At 55.7% G+C, this 18,696-nt stretch carries 16 protein-coding genes and 1 pseudogene; 8 read left to right on the top strand and 9 right to left on the bottom strand.

Going from position 1 to position 18,696, the window contains the following annotated elements:
• Positions 1-106 precede the first annotated feature (106 nt).
• The 7 genes from gltA to PQU89_RS06165 form a co-directional block, all read right to left on the bottom strand.
• Positions 107-1,396 carry a citrate synthase gene (gene gltA / locus PQU89_RS06135; RefSeq protein WP_272765079.1) on the bottom strand — a complete coding sequence of 430 codons (1,290 nt, stop codon included), beginning with the start codon at positions 1,394-1,396 and terminating at the stop codon, positions 107-109.
• Between the two features lie 57 nt (positions 1,397-1,453).
• On the bottom strand, positions 1,454-1,702 hold the full coding sequence (locus PQU89_RS06140) for an FAD assembly factor SdhE (protein WP_047966804.1): 249 nt from the start codon (positions 1,700-1,702) through the stop codon (positions 1,454-1,456).
• Complete coding sequence (locus PQU89_RS06145; protein ID WP_047966805.1) at positions 1,699-2,403, bottom strand: succinate dehydrogenase iron-sulfur subunit; 705 nt, start codon at positions 2,401-2,403, stop codon at positions 1,699-1,701. Before PQU89_RS06145 ends, PQU89_RS06140 begins: the two co-directional genes overlap by 4 nt.
• 19 nt (positions 2,404-2,422) lie before the next feature.
• Positions 2,423-4,189, bottom strand: coding sequence for a succinate dehydrogenase flavoprotein subunit (sdhA, locus tag PQU89_RS06150; RefSeq protein WP_272765080.1), 1,767 nt, complete (start codon positions 4,187-4,189; stop codon positions 2,423-2,425).
• Entirely contained in the window at positions 4,189-4,533 is a 345-nt protein-coding gene (sdhD, locus tag PQU89_RS06155) for a succinate dehydrogenase, hydrophobic membrane anchor protein (protein ID WP_047966807.1), read from the bottom strand. Before sdhD ends, sdhA begins: the two co-directional genes overlap by 1 nt.
• Entirely contained in the window at positions 4,527-4,901 is a 375-nt protein-coding gene (gene sdhC, locus PQU89_RS06160; protein ID WP_272765081.1) for a succinate dehydrogenase, cytochrome b556 subunit, read from the bottom strand. Before sdhC ends, sdhD begins: the two co-directional genes overlap by 7 nt.
• Positions 4,902-5,122: 221 nt before the next feature.
• The gene (locus tag PQU89_RS06165; RefSeq protein ID WP_272765082.1) at positions 5,123-5,854 is read right to left on the bottom strand and encodes a GntR family transcriptional regulator; all 732 of its coding nucleotides are present in this window, start codon (positions 5,852-5,854) and stop codon (positions 5,123-5,125) included.
• A 194-nt stretch (positions 5,855-6,048) separates the two neighbouring features.
• Here PQU89_RS06165 and PQU89_RS06170 point away from each other — a divergent pair, with 194 nt between their 5' ends.
• The 6 genes from PQU89_RS06170 (at position 6,049) to PQU89_RS06195 (ending at position 13,790) form a co-directional block, all read left to right on the top strand.
• Complete coding sequence (locus PQU89_RS06170; protein ID WP_272765083.1) at positions 6,049-7,029, top strand: malate dehydrogenase; 981 nt, start codon at positions 6,049-6,051, stop codon at positions 7,027-7,029.
• Positions 7,030-7,135: 106 nt separating this feature from the next.
• Positions 7,136-8,240, top strand: a protein-coding gene (gene prfB / locus PQU89_RS06175) for a peptide chain release factor 2 (RefSeq protein WP_120810658.1) whose coding sequence is annotated in 2 segments (ribosomal slippage) — positions 7,136-7,216 and positions 7,218-8,240 — 1,104 coding nt in all. Because the reading frame shifts where the segments join, the coding sequence is not laid out codon by codon here.
• A gap of 59 nt (positions 8,241-8,299) precedes the next feature.
• Complete coding sequence (lysS, locus tag PQU89_RS06180; RefSeq protein WP_272765084.1) at positions 8,300-9,817, top strand: lysine--tRNA ligase; 1,518 nt, start codon at positions 8,300-8,302, stop codon at positions 9,815-9,817.
• Between the two features lie 166 nt (positions 9,818-9,983).
• Complete coding sequence (locus PQU89_RS06185; RefSeq protein ID WP_272765085.1) at positions 9,984-11,258, top strand: tyrosine-type recombinase/integrase; 1,275 nt, start codon at positions 9,984-9,986, stop codon at positions 11,256-11,258.
• A gap of 306 nt (positions 11,259-11,564) precedes the next feature.
• On the top strand, positions 11,565-13,223 hold the full coding sequence (locus PQU89_RS06190; protein WP_272765086.1) for a hypothetical protein: 1,659 nt from the start codon (positions 11,565-11,567) through the stop codon (positions 13,221-13,223).
• Positions 13,224-13,547: 324 nt separating this feature from the next.
• Positions 13,548-13,790, top strand: coding sequence for a hypothetical protein (locus PQU89_RS06195; RefSeq protein WP_272765087.1), 243 nt, complete (start codon positions 13,548-13,550; stop codon positions 13,788-13,790).
• 194 nt (positions 13,791-13,984) lie between these two features.
• Here PQU89_RS06195 and PQU89_RS06200 read toward each other — a convergent pair whose 3' ends face one another.
• A complete protein-coding gene (locus tag PQU89_RS06200) occupies positions 13,985-14,116 on the bottom strand; it encodes a hypothetical protein (protein ID WP_272765088.1) in 132 nt (43 codons plus the stop codon).
• A 343-nt stretch (positions 14,117-14,459) separates the two neighbouring features.
• Here PQU89_RS06200 and PQU89_RS06205 point away from each other — a divergent pair, with 343 nt between their 5' ends.
• Both PQU89_RS06205 and PQU89_RS06210 read left to right on the top strand, forming a co-directional pair.
• Entirely contained in the window at positions 14,460-16,928 is a 2,469-nt protein-coding gene (locus PQU89_RS06205) for a toll/interleukin-1 receptor domain-containing protein (RefSeq protein WP_272765089.1), read from the top strand.
• 263 nt (positions 16,929-17,191) lie between these two features.
• Positions 17,192-18,122: pseudogene (locus tag PQU89_RS06210) on the top strand (IS5 family transposase).
• A gap of 69 nt (positions 18,123-18,191) precedes the next feature.
• Here PQU89_RS06210 and PQU89_RS06215 read toward each other — a convergent pair.
• Positions 18,192-18,665 (bottom strand): tyrosine-type recombinase/integrase, encoded by a 474-nt coding sequence (locus tag PQU89_RS06215; protein ID WP_272765090.1) that lies wholly within the window; start codon positions 18,663-18,665, stop codon positions 18,192-18,194.
• Positions 18,666-18,696: the final 31 nt, after the last annotated feature.

The following is an 18,696-nucleotide window of genomic DNA, read 5'->3' on the forward strand; positions in this document are numbered from 1 at the left end:
GAGAGTGGGCGCTTGACACCCCCGCTCCCTTTGACAGAACGCTCTGCCCTGCCCCGGCGGGCAGAAAAAGGTTGGCCGCAAGCCTGCGGCCAACCTTGTCTACTGCTTAGCGGTTGCCTTCTTCGATGAAGTCACGACGCGGAGCACCGGTGTACAGCTGGCGCGGACGGCCGATCTTCATCGCCGGGTCGGCGATCATTTCGGTCCAGTGCGAGATCCAGCCCACGGTACGTGCCAGCGCGAAGATCGGCGTGAACATCGACACCGGGATACCAATCGCGGACAGCACGATGCCGGAGTAAAAGTCGACGTTCGGGTACAGCTTGCGCTCGATGAAGTACGGATCGGACAGTGCGATCTTTTCCAGTTCCATCGCCAGCTTGAACTTCGGATCGTTCTGCAGGCCCAGTTCGGTCAGCACTTCGTCGCAGGTCTTCTTCATGATGGCGGCGCGCGGGTCCATGTTCTTGTACACGCGGTGGCCGAAGCCCATCAGTTTGTAACGCTTGTCCTTCACGCCCTGCATGAATTCGGCCACGTTGTCCACGGAGCCGATTTCGTCCAGCATCTTCAGCACAGCCTCGTTGGCGCCGCCGTGCGACGGGCCCCACAGGCAGGCGATACCGGCGGCGATACATGCGAACGGGTTGGCACCGGAGGAGCCGGCCAGACGCACGGTGGAGGTGGAGGCGTTCTGCTCGTGGTCGGCGTGCAGGGTGAAGATGCGATCCAGCGCGCGCGCGGTCACCGCATTCACCTTGTACTCTTCGCACGGGGTGGAGAACATCATGTGCAGGAAGTTCTCGGCGTAGGTCAGACCGTTCTTCGGATAGGAGAACGGCAGGCCCTTGTTGTAGCGATAGGCCTGGGCCGCGATGTTCGGCAGCTTGGCGATCAGGCGGTGCGCGGAGATGCGACGATGTTCGGAGTTATTGATGTCCAGCGAGTCGTGATAGAACGCGGACAGCGCGCCGACCACGCCCACCATCACGGCCATCGGGTGCGCATCGCGACGGAAACCCTTGTAGAAGCTGATGATCTGGTCGTGCAGCATGTTGTGGCGCATCACGCCACGTTCGAACTCGGCACGCTGTGCCGCGGTCGGCAGTTCGCCGTTCAGCAGCAGGTAGCAGACTTCGAGGTAGTCGCTCTTTTCGGCCAGTTGCTCGATCGGGTAACCGCGGTAGTACAGCTGACCGATATCACCGTCGATAAAGGTGATGGCGGATTCGCAGCTGGCGGTAGCCAGGAAGCCCGGGTCAAAGGTGAACATGCCGGTCTTGGAGAAGGCACGGATATCAACGACGTCCGGACCCAGGGTGCCCTTCAGGACCGGCATTTCCAGCGTGTCTTTGCCGTCGTTGTAGGTGAGCGTCACTTTACGATTGTTTTCCACAGCAATACTCCCAGTCTAATTTGTGGTCGTTGTAATAATTGTTTGCTGCTGCGGGCGTCAGGCTGCCCGCAAGATCCCGATGATGTGCGCCAGCTCGGGATCATCCACTTCCGCCTTGCCGTTCACGTAGTCCAGAAAGTCGTTATCGCCGAGATCCAGACATTTCTGGTACGCAAACAGCTCGGCCGTGGTGAGCTGCTCGAAACCGTTGGCGAGGAAACGCTCCAGCACCAGGTCGAGTTCAAGCAGGCCACGGCGCGAGCGCCAGCGGATCCGTTTCAGTTCGATCGGATCAAAATCGGTCATACCGCACGCTTGACCATCAGGTCTTTGATCTTGCCGATGGCCTTGGTCGGGTTCAGACCCTTAGGACATACGTCAACACAGTTCATGATGGTGTGGCAGCGGAACAGACGGTACGGGTCTTCCAGGTTGTCCAGACGCTCGTTGGTCGCCAGGTCACGGGTATCGGCAATGAAGCGATACGCCGCCAGCAGACCGGCCGGGCCGACGAACTTGTCCGGGTTCCACCAGAACGACGGGCAGGATGTGGAACAGCAAGCGCACAGGATGCACTCGTACAGGCCGTCCAGCTCTTCGCGGTCTTCCGGCGACTGCAGACGCTCGCGCTCAGGCGGCGGCGTGTCGTTGATCACGTACGGCTTGATCGAGTGGTACTGCTTGAAGAACTGGGTCATGTCCACGATCAGGTCGCGGATGACCGGCAGGCCCGGCAGTGGACGCAGCTCGATCGGCTGTTTCAGGTCGGCGACGTTGGTCACGCAGGCGAGACCGTTCTTGCCGTTGATGTTCATCGCGTCGGAGCCGCAGATGCCCTCGCGGCAGGAGCGGCGGAACGACAGGGTGTCGTCCATCGCCTTGAGCTTGACGATCACGTCCAGCAGCTTCACGTCGGTCGGCGACAGCTCGACCTCGTAATCCTGCATGTAAGGCTTGGCATCCTTGTCCGGATCGTAGCGATAGATGGAAAAACGTGCTGTTTTCATATAAGTCTCCGGCCGGCGCTTAGAAGGTACGCACTTTCGGTGCGATGTACTCAACCGACAGCGGCTTGGTGTGTACCGGCTTGTAGGTCAGACGACGATCTTCACCGTAGTACAGGGTGTGCTTCATCCAGACTTCGTCGTCGCGCTCCTGGAAGTCGGCGTGGGCGTGGGCGCCACGGGACTCTTTGCGCGCATCGGCGGAGATCAGGGTCGCCACGGCCACTTCGATCAGGTTTTCCAGTTCCAGCGCTTCCACGCGGGCGGTGTTGAACACCTTGGACTTGTCCTTGATCTGGGTGCGCTTCACGCGCTCGGCCACTTCCTGGATTTCCTTGACGCCCAGCGCCAGGTTTTCCGAGTTGCGGAACACGGCGGCACGAGCCTGTACCGTGCGCTGCATTGCGGCACGTACGTCGGCGACTTCTTCGCCGCCGGTCTGGTTGTCCAGACGCGCGATACGATCCAGCGAGATCTGGCCGGCGTTGGCTGGCAACGGCTTCCAGGTCGGCATTTCGTTCTTGATGAATTCGACCATGCTGTCACCGGCCGACTTGCCGAACACCACCAGATCGAGCAGGGAGTTGGTACCCAGACGGTTGGCACCGTGCACAGAGGCGCACGCGCATTCGCCGGCGGCGTAGAAGCCGTTGACGCGGGCTTCCGGATTGTCGCCTTTCGGGATGACCACTTCGCCACGGTAGTTGGTCGGAATACCGCCCATCATGTAGTGGCAGGTCGGGATCACCGGGATCGGTTCCTTGATCGGGTCGACACCGGCAAACTTGATGGCGATCTCGCGGATGCCAGGCAGACGCTGCTTGATGATGTCCGGACCAAGGTGGTCCAGTTTCAACAGAACGTGATCCTTGTTCGGGCCGCAACCACGGCCTTCCAGCACTTCCTGCTCCATCGAGCGGGCCACGAAGTCACGCGGGGCCAGGTCTTTCAGGTTCGGCGCGTAGCGTTCCATGAAACGCTCGCCGTTGCTGTTCAGCAGGATGCCACCTTCGCCACGCACGCCTTCGGTAATCAGCACGCCGGCGCCGGCCACGCCGGTCGGGTGGAACTGCCAGAATTCCATGTCTTCCAGCGGGATGCCGGCACGCACGCTCATGCCCAGGCCATCACCGGTGTTGATGAAGGCGTTGGTGGAGGCGGCGTAGATACGGCCGGCACCGCCGGTGGCGAACAGCACGCCCTTGGCGTGGAAGTTGTAAACCTCGCCGGTTTCCATTTCCAGTGCGGTCACACCAATCACGTCACCGTCTTCGTCACGGATCAGGTCCAGTGCCATCCACTCAATGAAGAACTGAGTGTTGGCACGCACGTTACGCTGGTACAGGGTGTGCAGCATGGCGTGACCGGTACGGTCGGCCGCGGCACAGGCACGCTGCACTGGCGCTTCGCCTTCATTCTGGGTGTGGCCGCCGAATGGGCGCTGGTAAATCTTGCCGTTTTCCAGACGATCGAACGGCATGCCGAAGTGCTCAAGCTCGATCACGGCTTCAGGCGCCTTGCGGCACATGAATTCGATGGCGTCCTGGTCACCCAGCCAGTCCGAACCCTTCACGGTATCGAACATGTGCCATTCCCAGCGGTCTTCCTGCACGTTGCCCAGCGAGGCGGAGATACCACCTTGTGCGGCAACGGTGTGCGAACGGGTCGGGAATACTTTGGACAGTACGGCAGTTTTCAGGCCGGACTCGGACAGTTGCAAGGCAGCACGCAGACCTGCGCCACCGCCGCCAACAATTACTGCATCAAATCGACGAACGGGAATGGTCATTACAGCCCCCATACAACCTTAAGCGAATAAATAAAACAGGACACCAGCCAAACCGCAGTCAGGGTGTGCATGGTCAAACGCACGCCAACCGGTTTGATGTAGTCCATCCAGAGATCGCGAATGCCTACCCATGCATGCAGGAACAGCGCAATCAAGGTGGTCTGAGTCAGCACTTTTACCCAGGTCTGGCCGAACAGCAGCTTCCAGCCTTCATAGCCGGAAGGCATCGCCAGCAGGAACAGGATCAGCGCGGCGGTATACACCAGCATGATTACGGCCGTGGCACGCTGGACGATCCAGTCTTTCAGGCCGTAGTGAGCACCGACAACTTGACGGTTTACCATAGGATGCCTCCGATGATGGCGGTCAGGCTCAGGCTGACGGCCAGAACCATTTTCGCGGTAGCGCGGGCAGTTTGCAGCTCAAGTCCCTTGTGGATATCCAGCAGCAGGAAACGGATACCGGCGGCGACGTGGTGCAGGAAGCCCCACAGCAAGCCGATCAGGATCAATTTCACCAGGGGATGGGCGACAACAGCACGGTAGCTGTCAAAGGCGTCGGCGGAACTGAGCGAACCGCTGAGGAGGTAAATCAGGAGTGGCAGGGAGAAAAACAGTGCCACACCGCTGATCCGGTGCAGGATCGAGACAATGCCCGGCACGGGCAGTCTGATCTTGCTCAGATCTAAGTGCTTTGGTCGTTGCTTCTGCATATAGCTTCCTTGGATGTGCATGAACCAAGTGGTTTTTTACGTTAGCGGCGGCCCGAAAACTGCCGTCGCCGTTAGGAGCCAGGGGCCACCCCTGATCCATCAAGATCATGCTGCACGATGCTGCACGTGCAACATAATCTGAAGATTCTACCAAATCTGCGCGTCGCTGCCGACCGGGCTATCCGAAATGCGACACATAGAACCGCGTTTGCGACACATCGTCATGCCGGCAAATGCTGCAGCGTCAACGCCAGCCTATCGGTCAGACACAAGCGCTGCCGCCACTCCACCGCCGCGCCGTTGACATCCACCGCCAGCCGCAGATGCGACAGCACCGGCGTGCCGGACACCATCGCCAGCAACTGCGCCTCGTCGCGTTCCAGCACCACCGCCCGCCACTGCTCGGTGGCCACCCGCAGGCGGACGCCGAAGTGCTGCTGCAGTACTGCCCACACCCCGGGCGACTGGCGCAGCCAGCGCGAATCCAGCGCCGGAAAACGCTCGGCCGACAACAGCACCTCGTCCAGCGCCACCGCCTGCCCGCGCAGCCGCCACAACAGGCGAATGCGGAACACCGGCGCCGCACGGCGCAAACCCAGCGCCGCCGACACATCGTCCGGCGCATTGCCGCGCGCGATACCGAGAAACTCGCGCTGCAGACGGTCCGGACTCTCCGACAACAGCCCCGGCGAGATCATCGACATCCCGGCCCAGTCATCGGCACCGGGCGCCACAAACGTGCCCTTGCCCTGCTGCCGGTACAGCACCCCGTCGGCCACCAGCTCGGTCAGCGCCTTGCGCACCGTGCCCTGGCTGACGGACAGCTGTTCGGCAAGCTCCCACTCGCTGGGCAGCGACTCCGCCACCTGCCACTCCCCGTCGCACAGACGCTCCAGAATCTGCTGTCTTGCCTGTCTATACAAAGGGATACGATTGAGACTCTTGCTGTTCATGGACTTTTTAACACCAAACGCGATCAAGGTAAACACTAGTCTTATATAAGACATAAGACAAAAAGTCACGTCCTGATTGCACAGAGCGGTGCAAGGGCAGCACAAAGGCGGTGCAGCATGCTAAACTCGCTGAAACTGTTGCAAAGCAGCATCCAAAGAGCAGTCATTCCAAAGTTCTAAAGGAGAGTACATCGATGAAAGCCCCCGTTCGCGTCGCCGTCACTGGTGCAGCCGGTCAGATTGGTTACAGCCTGTTGTTCCGCATTGCCAGTGGTGAAATGCTGGGCAAGGACCAGCCAGTCATCCTGCAACTGCTGGACCTGCCACAAGCCCAGACCGCCGTTAAAGGCGTGATGATGGAACTGGAAGACTGCGCGTTCCCGCTGCTGGCCGGCATGGTTGCGACCGACGACCCGGAAGTGGCTTTCAAGGATGTACAGGTTGCCCTGCTGGTTGGCGCCCGTCCACGCAGCAAAGGCATGGAACGCAAGGACCTGCTGACCGCCAACGCTGAAATCTTCACCGTGCAGGGCGCCGCCCTGAACAAGGTGGCTGACCGCAACGTCAAGGTGCTGGTAGTCGGCAACCCGGCCAACACCAACGCCTACATCGCGATGAAGTCGGCACCGGACCTGAATCCGAAAAACTTCACCGCCATGTTGCGTCTGGACCACAACCGCGCACTGTCGCAACTTGCCGCCAAGACCGGCAAGCCGGTTGCTGCCATCGAGAAACTGGCCGTGTGGGGTAACCACTCGCCGACCATGTACGCCGACTACCGCTTCGCCACCATCGATGGCCAGTCGGTAAAAGACATGATCAACGACCACGAATGGAACCGCGACGTGTTCCTGCCGACCGTGGGCAAGCGTGGCGCCGCCATCATCGAAGCACGCGGTCTGTCCTCGGCTGCCTCGGCCGCCAACGCTGCCATCGACCACATCCGCGACTGGGTACTGGGCACCAACGGCAAGTGGGTTACCATGGGTATCCCTTCCGACGGTTCCTACGGCATCCCTAAAGACGTGATGTTCGGTTTCCCTGTGACTTGCGAAAACGGCGAGTACAAGATGGTCGAAGGCTTGGAAATCGATCAGTTCAGCCGTGACTGCATCAATGTCACCCTGAACGAACTGGAAGAAGAACGCGCCGGCGTTGCCCACCTGCTGGGTTGATGACTGAGCGTTCCGGCAAAAGCGCACCGCAAGGTGCGCTTTTTGTCTTTACCGAATTACCGAATCACAACGCAATCCCGCTCTTTTTGGAGGTCGAAACACCATGATTGAAGCCGAAGTACTCAATCAAATTCAGGCACAGATCGACGATCTGGCTACCCGCAACACTGATATCCGGGGGTATCTTTGACTACGACGGTAAAAAAGACCGTCTGGAAGAAGTTTCCCGCCTGACCGAAGATCCCGATATCTGGAACGACCCCAAGAAGGCACAAGAACTGGGCCGTGAGCGCAAGCAGCTGGAAGACGTGGTACTGGTGATCGAAGGCATCGCCGCCACCCTCGCCGATTGCGCCGAACTGTTTGAAATGGGCCGCGCCGAAGGCGACGACGACACCATCCTGGCGGTGAAGGCCGACCTGGACGAGGTCGAGGCCAAGCTGGCCAAGCTCGAATTCCGCCGCATGTTCCACGACCCGATGGACCCCAACCACTGCTTCCTGGACATCCAGGCCGGCGCCGGCGGCACCGAGGCCCAGGACTGGGCCGGCATGCTGCTGCGCATGTACGTGCGCTACGCCGAACGCAAGGGCTTCAAGGTCGACATTCTGGAAGAGTCGGAAGGCGAAGTGGCCGGCATTTCCAGCGCCACCATCAAGATCGAGGGCGAGTACGCCTACGGCCTGCTGCGCACCGAAGTCGGCGTCCATCGCCTGGTACGGGTATCGCCGTTCGACTCCAACGCCCGCCGCCACACCTCGTTCTGCTCCGTGTTCGTGTATCCGGAAGTGGACGACAGCTTCGAGATCACCATCAACCCGGCCGACGTGCGCACCGATACCTACCGCGCCTCCGGTGCCGGCGGCCAGCACATCAACAAGACCGACTCGGCGGTGCGCCTGACGCACATCCCGACCAATATCGTGGTGCAGTGCCAGAACGACCGCTCGCAGCACCGCAACCGCGACGAAGCGTGGCAGATGCTGCGCGCCAAGCTGTACGAGCGCGAACTGAAAATGCGCAACGAAGCCAAGCAGTCGCTGGAAGACAGCAAGACGGACGTGGGCTGGGGCCACCAGATCCGCTCCTACGTATTCGACCAGTCGCGCATCAAGGACCTGCGTACCAGCTATGAAGTTGGCAACATCAAGGGCGTGATGGACGGCGATCTGGACGGCTTTATCGAAGCCAGCCTGAAACAGGGCGTTTAAACGATACCCAAGGTTGGCCGCACGCGATGCGGCCAACCTTTTACATTGATGGAGATACCATGTCGGAACACGAATCCAGCCAGCCGCAGCACGACGAAAACCACATCATGGCCGAGCGCCGTGACAAACTGAAAGCGCTGCGCGAAGCCGGCGTTGCCTTCCCCAACGACTTCAAGCGCGAAGACTTCAGCGGCGATCTGCACACCCGCTACAACGACAACAGCAAGGAAGAGCTGGAGCCGCTGAACGTGCAGGTTGCCGTTGCCGGCCGCATGATGCTCAAGCGCGTGATGGGCAAGGCCAGCTTCGCCACCATCCAGGACGTGACCGGCCAGATTCAGCTGTACATCAACGACCAGGGCGTCGGTCCGGAAGTCCACGCCGCGTTCAAGCACTGGGACATGGGCGACATCATCGCCGCGCGCGGCACCCTGTTCAAGACCAACAAGGGCGAGCTGTCGGTCAACGTCAGCGAGCTGCGCCTGCTGACCAAATCGCTGCGCCCGCTGCCGGACAAGTTCCACGGCATGACCGACCAGGAACAGAAATACCGTCAGCGCTACGTCGACCTGATCACCAGCGAACACAGCCGCAACACCTTCATCAAGCGCTCCAAGATCGTGCAGACCATCCGTGAAGTGATGGTCGCCCAGCACTATCTGGAAGTGGAAACCCCGATGATGCACCCGATCCCGGGTGGCGCCACCGCCAAGCCGTTCGTGACCCACCACAACGCGCTGGACATGTCGCTGTACCTGCGCGTGGCCCCGGAGCTATACCTGAAGCGTCTGGTGGTCGGCGGCCTGGAACGCGTGTTCGAGATCAACCGCAACTTCCGCAACGAGGGGATGAGCACGCGCCACAACCCCGAGTTCACCATGATCGAATTCTACGAGGCCTACAGCGACTACCAGCGCATGATGCAGATGACCGAGCACATCATCCGCCAGTGCGCCATCGCCGCCACCGGCCACACCACCGTGACCTACCACGGCAAGGAAGTGGACCTCGGCAAGCCGTTCGACCGCTTCACCATCGTTGGCGCCATCAAGCACTACAACCCGCAGTACACCGACGCGCAGCTGTTCGATGCCGAGTGGGTAGCCGCGGAGATCCAGCGCTTGGGCGGCAAACTGCCACCGGCACCGGGCCTGGGCAGCCTGCAGCTGACGCTGTTCGAAGAGTGTGCCGAAGGCCAGCTGTGGAACCCGACCTTCATCGTCGACTACCCGGTAGAAGTGTCGCCACTGGCGCGCGGCTCCGATGCCGACCAGTCGATCACCGAGCGTTTCGAACTGTTCATCGTTGGCCGCGAACACGCCAACGGCTACTCCGAGTTGAACGATCCGGAAGACCAAGCCGCGCGCTTCCTGTCGCAGGTCGAGCAGAAGGACGCCGGCGACGACGAGGCAATGCACTACGACGCCGACTACATCCGTGCCATGGAATATGGTCTGCCACCGACCGGCGGCTGCGGTATCGGTATCGACCGTCTGGTGATGCTGCTGACCGACTCGCCTTCTATCCGCGATGTCATCCTGTTCCCGCAGATGCGCCTTGAGACACTTCCGCAGTAATCCGACATAATCCGCTATAACCCGCATGGCTAAAGGCTTTGCGGGTTTTTTTATATCCGGACAAGTCCGAGAAAATCCGCCAGAATCCGGCGTAAAAGTGGGGTACCAACTGGGGTATCTTTCTGTAGTAGAGTGTCGTGATACCCCACCCTCTACAGGAGAGGACATGCCCATTACCAAGCTACAGATCGACAAGGCCAAGCCTCGGGACGACGGAAAACCGCTCAAGCTATACGATGGACAAGGGCTGTATCTGTGGGTCTTGAAAACAGGCAGCAAAGTCTGGCGCTTCAAGTACACCTGGGATGGCAAAGAGAAAATGCTGGCACTGGGTCGCTACCCCGACCTGACGCTGAAAGATGCCAGAGAGAAGCGGGACAGCACCCGCCGCCTGCTGGCAAAAGACACCGACCCTAGCGCAAAGCGCAGAAACGACCGCATGGCACGGCTCAAAGCAGAGCGCGGCTCGTTTGAAATGGTGGCAAGAGAATGGCACCGGGTTAGTGCTGCAGAATGGACTGAACGCCATGCCGCATCGGTACTGAAAAGCCTGGACAGCTACCTGTTCCCGTCGCTGGGGCGCCGGCCGGTAAGCGAGATCACACCGTTCGAACTTCTGGAGGTGCTACGCAAAGTAGAGGCCACCGGCAAGCTGGATACCGCCAAGCGATTGCGCGAACGCTGCAATAGCATTTTCCGGCTGGGCATCATCTCGGGCCTATGCACCTTTAACCCTGCAGCCGACCTCACTAAAGCATTGAAGGCACCGGTCAGCAAACCTAGGCCGGCACTGAGCAACGACGCGCTACCGGGCTTTCTAGCTATGTTGCACGATGCCCCACAAATGCTGCTGCAAACGCGATTGTTGTTTCAGGTACTCATGACCTGCTTCACACGGGTGGGGGAAACCGTCAGGGCCGAGTGGACCCACATTGACTTTGAAAACGGTATCTGGACTATTCCGCCCGAGAACCGCAAGTTGAAATCCAAGCTAAAAGCCATGGCTAACCCGCACCTGGTACCACTGCCGCGCCAGATCGTCGCTGTATTCCTGCAGCTGCGCCAGCATGCCCGGCCAAACAACCCGTATGTTTTCCCCAGCTTCCGCCGGCCACGTCAACACATGAACGAAGCCACGCCACTGAAAGCGCTGGAACGCATGGGCTACGGCGGCGCCAACAAGGAACATGGCCACATCGTTACTCACGGTTTTCGCGCTACAGCATCTACCATCCTGAATGAGTCCGGATTCAACCCCGACGCCGTAGAGCGCCAGCTGGCCCACATCGATAAAAACACCGTCCGCGCGGCCTACAACCGTGCGCAATACATGCAAGAACGACGGGACATGATGCAGCACTGGGCTGACTACCTGGACAGCCGGCTGGAAGCAGCCATGCAGCACGGCACAATGATGCCACCAGAGCACAACAGCAACTGACCTCGCAATAAACCACCGATGCCCAGCATGGGTACACACGGCAAGCTCTGTACTGCCCACCAAGGATGCCAAGCCTGCCGTCTGCAATCAGCACCCGGCGCGCGCTCTCGTAGCCCCGCCACGCCTGCCCGCTTCATGCGCCGGTTTTTATGCAGCTGCATGAAAAGCTGAAATGCCCGCCAATACAGGCTTTGCGGACACTCTACCCTGCATGAAAATTTATGCATTTTTATGCAGATTTATGCACTTCCATGCAGCAGCAGCCGCTCTTTTCCCGCGCCCCCCTCCCGACAGACGCGGACAGCCATGCAAGGCATCCGACAGCATCCGGCCTGCGCCGGCAGCATCCCACTTTGTCCAGACAGCACCATCTGCAAAGCCGATAGCAAAACAGCTATCGGCAGCCGCTCACGCCCCCAATCCGCCATCTTCCGCGCACGTCCAGTAACACACGTCGCCATCCAAAGCCACCTGGCCACCATCAACGGCACGCCCGACCACCAGCCGGAAACCGTGTTCGGCATCAGCGCCCAGCTGGCCCGCCACGGCGTGACCTTGCAACGCGAGGTGGCCACCGACGACAAGCTGTTCAACCTGGAATGGTGGAAAGGCCGTTTTGGCGCGATCTGGAAACCGGCTCAGTTCCAGCGCATGATCAACCTAATGGAGCGGGCCGCCCACCTGGGCGCACGCGACGTGGTTAACTTTGTCGGTCTGGCCTGGCGCGATGGCCAACTGGTGGCGCTGGAAGGCAAAGACTGCTTTTTTGTGGAGCCACAAAAGCAGTGCCTGTACTACAACCTCAGCTTTCCGCGTGGCAGCGCCCAGCAAGCGCGCACCGTGCTGCAGGCGTATCAGGCCACCTTCCAGCACAACGCCGCCGCTATCGCCCTAGTGTGGGCGCTGGGCGCGCACCTGAAAACCATGCTCGGCTTTTACCCGCACCTGCAAATGCAGGCCGAGAAAGGCTCCGGCAAGTCCAAGCTGCTGGAAAGCCTGCAATCCACGCTGGCGTTTCAGGTGCTGTCCGGCCAGATGCTGAAAACCGACCACCGCCGCCGCGCCTCGGTGTCCTACACCTCGCAGCCGGTGGGCTGGGACGAGTTTTCCAAGCTGCCGAAAGCCATCCTGTCCGACATCGACGCGCTGCTGCAGTCCACCTACCGTTTCGAGTTCACCCGCGTTGGGGCCAGCCTTACCCCTTACCTGATGTGTGCGCCGGTCCTGCTGGCTGGCGAAGAAGTAGACGTACAAAGCCTGCAGTCCAAGCTGTGCCGCAGCAGCCTGTCCGTCGCCCGGCAAGGCACCATCATTCCACACGACCTGCCGCAGTTTCCGCTGTGGCCGTGGCTGCAGTTCCTAGCCAGCATAGACACCCAGCGCCTGCGCGACCTGCATCAGCAGTACCTGGCGCACTGTATGCAGCACAGCCGCGCCCCGGCCGGCGACGCCACCGCCAAGCGCATGATGGAAAACTACGGCGCCATCCTGACTGCTTGGGCGCTTCTGTGCGAGTTTGCCGAGATCGACATTGAGCAAGGCCACTTCATGCCCGACCTGCTGGCAGAGATGAACAGCCATATTGCCGACACCGACGGCACCCGCCTGCCCTGGGTGTGGATCATGGAAATCCTGCTGTCCGAAATCGACGCCAAACGCTTTGCCCACCCCTACACCTGGGACCAGATCAAGACCGACACCGGCCACAATGAAATGGCGCTGTTCGTGCGCCCCAACCATGTGATGGACCACATTTCCACTGCCCCGCACCTGCGCGCCAAGTTTGACGCGCTGCCAGTGAAAACCGGCCGTATCTTCAAGGCCCAGTTGCTGCAAAGTGGCGTAGTGTTGGCCGACGACATCGAGCGAAAAATCCACGGCGTCCGCAGCGCGCACCTGACCGCCATCAGCCTAGCCAGCCTGGAACAGCTGGGCCTGTACGCTACGCCCGACACGCGCTACTGATCCTTAGCCAATCCCACCCCACTGCCCGCACCGCTGCGGGCATTTTTTGTGCCGACTGCTGCGGTCAACCTTGCCTGGCCATACCTGGCTGCCAGGTGCCCGCGCCTCCTTTCCGGTGGCCCATTCTCTGCATCAACGCTGCCAATGAGTGGCTCTTTTTTGATCCATACTTATGACAATAGAAAACGGCTTATGGCAAGATCACGGCAACGGCGACGGTTTTAGCGCCATTGGGTAGCACAGTACGCAGAAAAAATCCGTGGATGGCGGCCAAAATCCCGCTAAGTGCTTGATTGTTGAGAACAAGCCGCCCACGGTTTGCCTGTGCTTATCCACGGTTTGCCTCCCGCTGCCCACGGTTTGCCCTGTTTTGCCCACGGCGCTGTTTTTGTACCGTTTTCCTTCTTTCTTCTCTTTCTTTTAAAAAACAAAGAGATAGAGAAAGACAGCGAAGAAAAGGAAAAACAGGCCATCCACAGAATCGGCCACAGCATGCCAAGTGCATCCACGGTTTCGTGCAGGCAAAGCGTGGAAACCGTGGAAAGCCTCATGGACTCAAAGCATTGATTTTGTTGGGTTTTGTGGTGACATCCACGAAATGAGAAAACCGCCCACAAACAAACCGTGGGCGCGAAAGCCTTGCCAGGCAAGGGTTTCAGGCTTCATCCACGGTTTCGGGGTGTTTTTTGGTGTGGGGGGGACTGGGCTGATGCAGGAGCGAGCTGGAAGGCTGCTTGTAGGCCATTCCAGCCGTTCGAGTCTCAATCACCTGCGGTCAGCAATGCGTCGGTTACCTGCCGTTCGGTCAGCGTGAGCGATGAACGGCAGGCAAGTACCTGCTCAACCGCTTCGCGCTTGAGGGATTCCGGAAAAGTACGTCTGGTCTTGGACATGAACACTACTCCTTGATGGGGATTATCCACCTTAAGTTAGTGTCTACGGGGAGTAGGACAGACCAGACAGGTGCAAGCCCTGATTTGTGCAACAAAGCCTGGACAGGGATATGACCAAATTGTATTTTTACAGAATTTTGAATTACATGTGACACCTCTGTAACGTGCATACGTGTATCATTTACAGAAATTGTTAAATATTTATTTTTCATGAGAATGCCAATTTTAATATATAAAATATATTAAAATTGCGCATTTTACTATCGCACAACATTAAATTATATATCACTGTTGTTATTTAAAATCAATGTAATATTAATTCAAACATCAGGAACTTAGTATCATGAATAAAGTTTTTCTCTCTCATAGCAGCCAAGATAAGAAACATTATTTAAATATTGTTGCTGAACGCTTGGGGCAAGAAAACATTGAATATGATGCATGGACATTTGAAGAGGGTGAAAAAACAATTTCTGAAATTGAAAGCCGGATAGATTCTAGCGATTTATTTGCACTGTTTATCTCGAGCAATTCGCTAGAATCAGACTGGGTACTGAATGAAATTTCCAGGGCTTATGAGAAAATAAGTACAGGTGTAATAAAAAAAATCTACCCAATCATAATCGATGAGAACATAACTCACGATGATGCTCGCATTCCAGATTGGCTAAAAGAGCAATATAATTTAAAGTTAATAAATAGACCTGCCGTTGCCGCAAGAAGAATAAAAACAAGACTTCGCGAATTACACTGGGCCAGTCATCCAATTGCAGAAAAGAGAAGTAATATCTTTGTCGGACGGAATGAGATTCTTGATGACTTTGAAAGTAGAATGGATGACATCGATCTTATCAAACCGACATGCATTATTGCCTCGGGCCTTAAGAAAATTGGCAGAAGCAAGTTTCTAATCCATGCGCTAGTAAAATCGAGCATTACTAATATACATTACAATCCAATAAAAATAACATTAGATCGTATTGATAGCATCGAGGACTTTATATATAAACTATTTGACACTGGACTTACATCCGCATCAAAAGATAATATATCTGAGATGTTGACCAAGAAGATGGAAGAAAAAGAATCACTCTTAGCTAGCATGTTACATGACATACAGAAATCTAAAGAAATAATCTTCATAGAAGACAATGGATGCATTGTTGATCATGAGCGTGAAGTTGCTAGTTGGCTAATAAATGCGCTTACGAAATATGACATTTCCAAAAAACCTGTTATTTGCGTAGCTGCAAAATATAGGACAAATAGAAAATCACTGCGTGACTATGAAGCAATTTATGCTATAGAAATTCCAGAACTTTCAACAAGAGAGAGGGCTGGGCTATTAAGAAGACTGCTCGAACTGTATAACTTCCAATTAGGATCAGATGATTTTTCATTCTTTGCTGAACAACTACATGGTTTTCCAGAAGAAGTTGCTTTTTGCGTTAATTTAATTGCTGACTATGGCATAGCTGGTGCAAAAAAAGAATCACACCAACTAACTGACTTTAATACAGAGAAGGCATCACTCTTATTGCGTAAGTATGAAGCAAATCAAGAATGTCTTGATTTTATATACCTCCTATCTGAATTTGAATTTATCGGAGTATCATTTTTATTTCAAATAGTTGAAGAGGAAAAATACAAGCCAATTTTAGATGAGCTGGTGACAAATTTGATATGTGACTACATTGGTGGCGAGCAAGAATATGTGCGCCTGAACGATACGATACGAGATTTAATCAAGAGAAATAGAATTGATTTACCCACAGAATTTAAAGAAAAACTTAAGGCGCATGTTGAAAATTTCGTAAAAGATACAAATAAATTTGAAAGAGATGCGTCAGATTTTTTCTACTCAATAAAAGAAGCACTAACAAATGGCGAGACTATAGATGATAGATATTTAGTCCCATCGCATATTTTACGCACAATAAAAGACTTATATCAAAAAAGAGAAAACCTCAAGCGTGTTGTCAAGTTAGCAGATATGCTACTTATGAAAGAATCGACTCTTGATAAGAAAGTTGTTCAAGATGTTAGATATTATCTCTGTCTAAGCTTAGCAAGACAGAAAGATAAGCGAGTTCTAAAAGAGGCAACCAATATTCATGGGCCAGAGCATGATTTTGTCTTAGGTTATTACTATCGTGTCTGTGGGAGGCATTCAGATGCAATTCAACGCCTCGAGAAATTAACTGACATACCTTACATTGCTTCAAGAGCCAAAAGAGAGCTTGTCCAAGTTTTTCTGTATATCGAAGAGTTTGACAAGGCATTAGCTATGGCAAAAGAAAACTATGAGGCAAATCGAGGAAATCAATTCCCAACTCAATCATATCTAAACTGCTTATTGAATAGTGAAAATCCAAGTATCAACAAGGAAGAAATTGAAAGGCTTATATCTGAATTAGATGTTATCAACTCCAGCCAATCAAAAGAAATGATGTTGATCGCAAAATCATTGTTTGAAACACGAATAAATTCGAACAGGATAAAAGCTTTCAATTACATTGATGATGCAATTGCGTTAGATGAAAGATCTCCTTATCCATACTTGGCAAAATTTGACATTGCACTGAAATTTAATGACACAGAAATAATGGCACAAACTCTTCAACACATTGAAGAAGTTTCAAAATCAAGGTCATTCTCAAAAAACACTATTGCAAAAAATAGAGCATACTTAAAAGCTGCCACAGGATATCTTGCCGATGCGATACACATCGTAAAAACAGAGCTAGATAATTATCCACCTGAAACTGTAGAAAAATTAATCACCAAAATAAACAAGATAGCTGGAAAATGAATATGCATTAAATCTAAATATTGCAACGCAACGAAAAATGAAATATATTTTCAACAGCCAAACTATTGGCACTTCGCACTAAAAGTGCTTGCAGCACAGCTGATGAGCTTACTAAAGAATTTTATTTTTTAGGTACATAAACAGAAAGCCCCCGACTGGAACACAGGAGGGGGCTATTTTTTTAAAGTTGCGAGGACAAGGTTAGCCGTTGGTAGGCTTTGTTGCACAAATCAGGGCTTGCACCTGTCCGGTAGAATGACTGCATGAGCAAGCCCCTCCCTCCCAAGTACCAAACCACCAACTGGCAGATCTACAACCAGTCCCTCAAACAACGCGGGCAGCTCCTTCTTTAGCTCGACAAAGACATGAGCTGGCAGGCACAAGCCACCGGGAAACGGGGGCGGCACCCAACTTTTTCCGATGCTGCCATCCAGTTCTGCCTCACCATCAAATGTCTTTTTGGTCTGGCTCTCCGCCAAGCCACAGGCATGGTCGAAAGCATCTTGCGCCTAGCTGGACTTGACTGGGCCCTCCCGGACTTCAGCACGCTTTCCCGATGCCAGAAAGACCTACAGGTTCGTATTCCGATACAAAGAAAGCCGGGTTGTCCGCATCTTCTGGTGGACAGCACCGGTATCAAGATGATGGGCTAAGGCGAGTGGAAGGTGAAAAGCATGGCGCCGACTACCGCCACCAATGGCGCAAGCTACACCTGGGTATTGATGCGCAAACGTTGGAAATCCGCGCGATGGAAGTGACCGACAATCGGACTGGCGATGCCACGATGTTGCCGGAGTTGCTGTCGCAAATACCGCCGACCGAGAAGTTGGTAACGGTGACCACGGATGGCGCATACGACACGCGCTTGTGTCATGCTGCGATAGCGGAGCGCGGTGCTGCGGCCATCATTCCCCGCGACGAAACGGCCAGTTCTGGAAAGGGAATTCACAAGGCAATCTGGCGCGCAATGAGTCGCTACGCTCGGTGAAGTATCTGGGACGCACACTCTGGAAAAAGTGGAGTGGCTACCATCGCCGCAGCTTGGTCGAAATGAAGATGCACTGTTTCAAATTGCTGGCCGACCGCGTCAAGTCGCGCGACTTTGACCGGCCGGTGGCGGAGCTTCAAATCTGTGCCGCGATTCTGAATCGCTTTACGGCACTGGGCACGCCGCAAACGATACGCATGGGCTGAGTCCGTCTGGGGATTGGGGTAGCTTGGCCATTACTTGATTTGTGCAACAAAGCCATAAAAATCCATCGCTCAGGCCTCAACAAAATCCGCCCACCACTGCATCATCTTCCGGCGCTCGTCCAGATACTCGGCGCGGTGGTAGGCGGCGCGCACCTTGTTGCGCTCGGCATGCGCTAGCTGGCGCTCGATCACGTCCGGGTCGAAACCTTCTTCGTTCAGCGAGGTAGAGGCCAGCGCACGGAAGCCGTGTGGCGTGGCGGTGCCCTGGTAGCCCATGCGACCCATGGCATAGCTGAGGGTGTTTTCACTCATTGGCTTGCTGTGGTCTGTCATGGCCGGAAACAGTAGCTCACCGTGCCCGGTCAATGGCTGCAGCGCTGCCAGCCAGGCCAGCGCCTGGCGGGATAGCGGCACGATATGCGGCTGGCGCATCTTCATGCGTTCGGCCGGGATGCGCCATTCGGCGCGCTCCAGGTCAAACTCGGCCCAACGTGCGGCGCGCAACTCGCCTGGGCGCACAAAGGTCAGCACCAGCAGGTGCATGGCAATGCGTGTGCCGCTTACAGACTGGCCA

It is taken from the genome of Vogesella indigofera (genome assembly GCF_028548395.1).
GTDB lineage: Bacteria > Pseudomonadota > Gammaproteobacteria > Burkholderiales > Chromobacteriaceae > Vogesella > Vogesella indigofera_A.

Coding starts and splice junctions, on each gene's coding strand:
- PQU89_RS06140 (WP_047966804.1), bottom strand. CDS start 1,702: ATGACCGATTTTGATCCGATCGAACTGAAACGGATCCGCTGGCGCTCG.
- PQU89_RS06145 (WP_047966805.1), bottom strand. CDS start 2,403: ATGAAAACAGCACGTTTTTCCATCTATCGCTACGATCCGGACAAGGAT.
- sdhA (WP_272765080.1), bottom strand. CDS start 4,189: ATGACCATTCCCGTTCGTCGATTTGATGCAGTAATTGTTGGCGGCGGT.
- sdhD (WP_047966807.1), bottom strand. CDS start 4,533: ATGGTAAACCGTCAAGTTGTCGGTGCTCACTACGGCCTGAAAGACTGG.
- sdhC (WP_272765081.1), bottom strand. CDS start 4,901: ATGCAGAAGCAACGACCAAAGCACTTAGATCTGAGCAAGATCAGACTG.
- PQU89_RS06165 (WP_272765082.1), bottom strand. CDS start 5,854: ATGAACAGCAAGAGTCTCAATCGTATCCCTTTGTATAGACAGGCAAGA.
- PQU89_RS06170 (WP_272765083.1), top strand. CDS start 6,049: ATGAAAGCCCCCGTTCGCGTCGCCGTCACTGGTGCAGCCGGTCAGATT.
- lysS (WP_272765084.1), top strand. CDS start 8,300: ATGTCGGAACACGAATCCAGCCAGCCGCAGCACGACGAAAACCACATC.
- PQU89_RS06185 (WP_272765085.1), top strand. CDS start 9,984: ATGCCCATTACCAAGCTACAGATCGACAAGGCCAAGCCTCGGGACGAC.
- PQU89_RS06190 (WP_272765086.1), top strand. CDS start 11,565: ATGCAAGGCATCCGACAGCATCCGGCCTGCGCCGGCAGCATCCCACTT.
- PQU89_RS06200 (WP_272765088.1), bottom strand. CDS start 14,116: ATGTCCAAGACCAGACGTACTTTTCCGGAATCCCTCAAGCGCGAAGCG.
- PQU89_RS06205 (WP_272765089.1), top strand. CDS start 14,460: ATGAATAAAGTTTTTCTCTCTCATAGCAGCCAAGATAAGAAACATTAT.
- PQU89_RS06215 (WP_272765090.1), bottom strand. CDS start 18,665: ATGCACCTGCTGGTGCTGACCTTTGTGCGCCCAGGCGAGTTGCGCGCC.